At 67.6% G+C, this 5040-nt stretch carries 5 protein-coding genes and 1 pseudogene; 4 read left to right on the forward strand and 2 right to left on the reverse strand.

What is annotated here, in order from left to right:
- Both VF662_RS14805 and VF662_RS14810 read left to right on the forward strand, forming a co-directional pair.
- On the forward strand, positions 1 to 825 hold an 825-nt coding region (locus VF662_RS14805), incomplete at its 5' end, for an acyl-CoA dehydrogenase (RefSeq protein ID WP_464142632.1).
- 125 nt (positions 826 to 950) lie between these two features.
- Positions 951 to 1487 (forward strand): annotated as a pseudogene (locus VF662_RS14810) (HAD family hydrolase); the annotation flags it as partial.
- A gap of 161 nt (positions 1488 to 1648) precedes the next feature.
- On the opposite strand, the gene VF662_RS14815 reads toward VF662_RS14810, so the two are convergent.
- Positions 1649 to 1996 carry a GntR family transcriptional regulator gene (locus tag VF662_RS14815; RefSeq protein ID WP_464142634.1) on the reverse strand — a complete coding sequence of 116 codons (348 nt, stop codon included), beginning with the start codon at positions 1994 to 1996 and terminating at the stop codon, positions 1649 to 1651.
- A gap of 57 nt (positions 1997 to 2053) precedes the next feature.
- Positions 2054 to 2638: a nitroreductase family protein gene (locus tag VF662_RS14820; RefSeq protein ID WP_464142636.1), complete on the reverse strand. Its 585-nt coding sequence runs from the start codon at positions 2636 to 2638 to the stop codon at positions 2054 to 2056.
- 120 nt (positions 2639 to 2758) lie between these two features.
- Here VF662_RS14820 and VF662_RS14825 point away from each other — a divergent pair, with 120 nt between their 5' ends.
- Complete coding sequence (locus tag VF662_RS14825; protein ID WP_464142638.1) at positions 2759 to 4369, forward strand: peptide MFS transporter; 1611 nt, start codon at positions 2759 to 2761, stop codon at positions 4367 to 4369.
- 27 nt (positions 4370 to 4396) lie between these two features.
- Positions 4397 to 5040, forward strand: a 644-nt coding sequence (locus tag VF662_RS14830; protein WP_464142640.1) for an amidohydrolase family protein, incomplete at its 3' end; no start/stop codon positions are given.

The raw sequence follows: 5040 nt of genomic DNA on the forward strand, positions 1-5040 counted from the left end.
CTTCAGGGCGTCTCGATCGCCGAGCGGGCGACGCAGGCGGCGGTGCTTTATGCAGGATCGCGCATCCAATCCGCGCGCGCCGGCTGGGCGAGCCGGGATCCGGTGCCGATCATCCAGCACCCGGACGTGCGGCGGATGCTCCTTCGGATGAAGGCGCTGACCCAGGCGGCGCGGGCGCTTGCCTATCATGCGGCGGGGCTCACCGACCGGGCGAGCGCCGGTGACGCCGATGCGAAGGCGCGGGTCGACCTGCTGACGCCGCTGGTAAAGGCCTATGGCACCGATGTGGGCGTCGAGGTCACCAGCCTCGGCGTGCAGGTGCATGGCGGCATGGGCTTCATCGAGGAGACCGGCGCCGCCCAGCATTACCGCGACGCCCGAATCGCGCCCATCTACGAAGGCACCAACGGCATCCAGGCTGCGGACCTCGTCGGGCGGAAGCTCGGGATGGAAGGCGGCGCGGTGCTGGCGAGGCTGCTTGCCGAGATCCGGTCCGAGGCAGGGGATGAAACGCAGCTGATGGCGTTGGTCGATGCATGCGAAGCCATCGCGGCGAACCTGTCGGGCGCCGAGGCCGAGGACCGCCTGGCAGCTTCCTATCCTTTCCTGACGATGCTTTCGGTCGCGGTCTGCGGCTGGCTAATGGCGCGGCAGCTTCGCGCGGCGGAGGGGTCCGATGCTCCGGCGGACTTCCTGGCGATGAAGAAGGCGGCGGCGCGCTTTTATCTCGACCAGCTGGTGCCGGAAGCATCCGGGCTGCAGGCGGCGGCCACGGCCAGCGCGGAGATACTCTATTCAGTGCCGGAAGAGGCGTTCGCCGCCTGATGCGGGCATCGTCGCTGCGAGGAGCGGAGGCGACGACGCAATCCAGTCAGCCTCGGCCGCGTGGATTGCTTCGCTTCGCTCGCAATGACGGCTAGGAGCGGACGCTCTTCATTCAGGACCCATTCGTGCCGATCACCCTCATCTGCCTCGATGCCGACGACACGCTCTGGCATAACGAGACCTTCTTCCGCCGCACCTTCGGCCGGATCGCCGAGCTGCTGAGCCCGTTCGCGCCCGCCGAGGAGGTGCAGCGGCGGCTCGACGACATCGAGCACCGCAACCTTGCCGCCTACGGCTACGGCGCAAAGGGTTTCATCCTGTCGATGCTGGAGACTGCGAGCGAGCTTGCCGGCGACGATCTGCCGGCGGCGACGGTGCGGCAGATCCTTGCGCTCGGCCGGGAAATGCTCGCGCACCCGATCGAGCTTCTGCCGGGCGTGGAGGAGGCGCTTCGGACGCTCGGGGACCGGGCGCGGCTGGTGCTGGTTACCAAGGGCGACCTTCATCATCAGGAAGCGAAGCTCGCTGCGTCCGGCGTCGGCGATTACTTCACCGGGGTCGAGATCGTCAGCGACAAGCGCGCGGATACCTACGCCCGCATCTTCGAACGATATGGGGCAGCGCCGGCCGAGGCGGTGATGGCGGGCAATTCGATGCGCTCCGACGTGCTGCCGCCGCTGGAGGCAGGAGCCTGGGCGGCCTTCATCCCGTTCGAGCTGGTCTGGGGGCACGAGGCGGCGGAGGCGCCGGTGGGGCATCCGCGCTACACCGAGCTGGCGAGCCTTGCCGAGCTGGACGAGTGGGTGGCGTCGATCGCCAGAGCTCAGGCGAGCGTGCGTTCCACGAGATCGGCCACGTCGAGGTCGAGGCGGCGGATGTGGGCGACGATTGCGGGCCAGCGCTGCTCGAGGAATTCCTTGCGGGCTCCCGAGCGGAGCTTCGCGGTCGCGCCTTCGGCGACGAACATGCCCACGCCGCGCTTCACGACGACGAGGCCTTCGTCCTGGAAGGTCTGATAGGCCTTGGCGACCGTGAGCGGGTTGGCGCCATGCTCGGCAGCGAGGCTCCGGACGGAGGGGAGGGCGTCGCCGTCGCGGACCTTTCCATCGAGAATAGTGGCCGCGATGCTGTCGCGAAGGCGGAGGTATACCGGACGGTCGTCGTTGATCATGCCGCTATGCTGTACTAATACACCATCCCAGTCAAGGGGAAAACGTTCATCTGGCGTTCAGGCTTGGGGCACCCACTCCGAAACGACGAAATCGTAAGCGGGCCGCTGCCGCTCCTCCAGGGGATTGCCCGGAGTGCCGATGTAGATGAGGCCGGCGAGGCGCTCGTCCGCGCGGGCGAACGCCTGCCTCACCTCTTCCGAATAGCAGGCCCAGCCGGTGATCCAGCCGCCGGCGAAGCCGAGCGCATGCGCGGCCGTAAGGATGTTCATGCAGGCGGCTCCGCAGGAAAGCTCCTGCTCCCAGACCGGGATCTTGGTGCCTTGCACCGGGCTTGAAAGCACCACCACCAGCTCCGGCGCCTGGAATGCGAGCCGGTCGACCGCCTCGAGCTCGGCGCGGGTGGGCTCCGGATTGTGAGTGCGGAAGGCCCGGTGGAGGAGGGCGGCGAGGTCCGGGCGCTGCTCCCTCGCGACATGAACGAAGCGCCAGGGCGCGAGCTTGCCGTGATCGGGCACCCGCATCCCGATCTCCAGGATCTGCCGGAGCTGAGCGGCGTCCGGCCCCGGGCCGACCATGTCCCTCGGGCGGCCGGACCGCCGCGTGCGGAGCAGCGCCAGCGTCGAGGAGCGGTCGTTCAGCATCGCCGCGCGCTAGCATCCTTGTGACATTGCAACAATGCAGCTTCACAAGCCGGGATTCGGCGCTAGTCTGCGCCCCCTTCAGGCTGCCGTCAGAGCGGCCGACGTAAGGAGTAGCGCGCCGTGGCATCCACCGCTCATCCCGCAGCCGCACCTGCGGAACGGAAAACGTTCCTCGGTCACCCCCGCGGCCTCTACATGCTTTTCTTCGCCGAGATGTGGGAGCGCTTCTCATACTACGGGATGCGCGCCATCCTGATCTTCTACCTGACGAAGCATTTCCTCTTCGACAAGGATCCGGCCTACGCCATCTACGGCGCCTATACGTCGATGGTCTACATCACCCCGGTGATCGGCGGCTATCTTGCCGACCGGTATCTGGGCGCGCGGAAGGCCGTCCTGGCCGGGGGCGTGCTGATCGCCATCGGGCACCTGCTGATCGCGCTGGTCGAGGGGCCGCAGGGGGAGCAGGGCGTCTATCTGAACGGCTTCTACGCCGGTCTTGCATTCATCATCGTCGGCACCGGCTTTTTGAAAGCCAATATCTCGGTGCTGGTCGGGCAGCTTTACCCGCGCGACGACGTGCGGCGGGACGGCGCCTTCTCGATCTTCTACATGGGCATCAACCTCGGCGCCTTCATCGGGCCGCTGCTGGTCGGGTATCTGGGCGAGCGGGTCGGCTGGTCCTACGGCTTCGGCGCCGCGGGTGTCGGCATGTTGCTGGGCCTCGTCGTGTTCGTCCTGTTCCGCCGGGAGCTTCACGGCGCGGGCTCGCCGGCCGATCCGGCGCTGCTTCAGGCCAAGACCTCCGTCGGCATCTCGCGCGAGTGGATGATCTATCTGGGCGCCCTCGTCACCGTCGGCATCGCCTGGCTTCTGATCCGGGACGAGAGCGTCGTTGGAACGCTGCTGCTCGCCTGCTTCGGCATCACCTTCCTCTACATCTTCTACCGCGCCATCTTCACGCTGCCGCGCGTGGAGCGCGACCGCGTCTATGCGGCGCTCTACCTCATCGCGCTTTGCCCCCTGTTCTGGGCGCTGTTCGAGCAGGCGGGGTCGTCGCTGAACGTGTTCACGGACGAGCGGGTGGACCGGCATTTCCTCGGCTGGGAGATGCCCGCTTCATGGTTCCAGTCGGTGAACTCCTTCTGGATCATCACGCTCGCGCCTTTGTTCGCGGCCCTCTGGACCTGGCTCGGGAAACGCGGCCTGGAGCCGAGCGCGCCATTGAAGTTCGCGCTCGGGCTCATCCAGATCGGCCTTGGCTTCCTCGTTCTCGTCGCGGGTGCGGGCGAGAATGGCGCGCTGACGCCGATGATCTTCGTCATTCTGCTCTATCTGCTCCACTCGACGGCCGAGCTCTGCTTCTCGCCCGTGGGGCTTTCGAGCATGACGCGCCTGTCGACCGGTTCGATGGTCGGGCTGATGATGGGGACCTGGTTCCTTTCGACGGCGGCCGGCAACTTCCTCGCGGCGCAGATCGCGCAGGCGACGGGCGGCGAGGGCGCCGGGCCGGACCGGGTGCTCGAAGTCTATCAGACGATCGGCTGGACGATCATCGTCGTCGGCGGAATCGCGGTGCCGGTGAGCTGGTTCATCAAGCGGCTGATGCACCTCGACACGATCGGCGAGGACGGCGACCGGGAGCTCGCCGGCTACAAGGAAATCGGCGAGCGCGAAGCCGTCGGCATGTTCCCGGACCGCGAGACCAAGCCCGACAACAAGCCCCTTTGATCCCACTCCAGCCTTAGGAACGGCACTTTGAAGCGATTGATCAGCCTTTCGGGCGTCCTTGCGGTCGCACTCCTCGCCGCCTGCACGCAAGGAGACCGCCCCGCCGCCGCCTCGGACGAGCCGAAGGCGCGCCCGCAGACCTATTCGCGCAATCCCTTCCCCTCGACCTACCGGGCCTATCCCGGCGTCGTCACGGCGATCACCGGCGCGACGATCTACGACGGCGAAGGCGGGCGGATCGAGAACGGCACGATCGTGCTTGCGAACGGAACGATCGGCGCGGTCGGCGGCGCCGACACTGCGGTCCCGGAGGGCGCCGCTCGGATCGACGCGCGGGGGCGGTGGGTCACTCCGGGGGTGATCGACATCCACAGCCATCTCGGCGACTATCCCTCGCCCGCCGTCGAAGCGCATTCGGACGGCAACGAGGTGACGGGGCCGGTGCGGCCGGAAGTCTGGGCCGAGCACAGCATCTGGCCGCAGGACCCGGGCTTCACCCGCGCGCTCGCCAATGGCGGCGTCACCAGCCTCCACGTGCTCCCCGGCTCGGCGAACCTGTTCGGCGGGCGCGGAGTCACGCTGAAGAACGTCCCCGGCCGCACGATGCAGCAGATGAAGTTCCCCGGCGCGCCTTATTCGCTGAAGATGGCGTGCGGCGAGAATCCGAAGCG

The organism is Allosphingosinicella sp. (genome assembly GCF_036387215.1).
In the GTDB taxonomy this organism is placed as follows: Bacteria; Pseudomonadota; Alphaproteobacteria; order Sphingomonadales; family Sphingomonadaceae; genus Allosphingosinicella.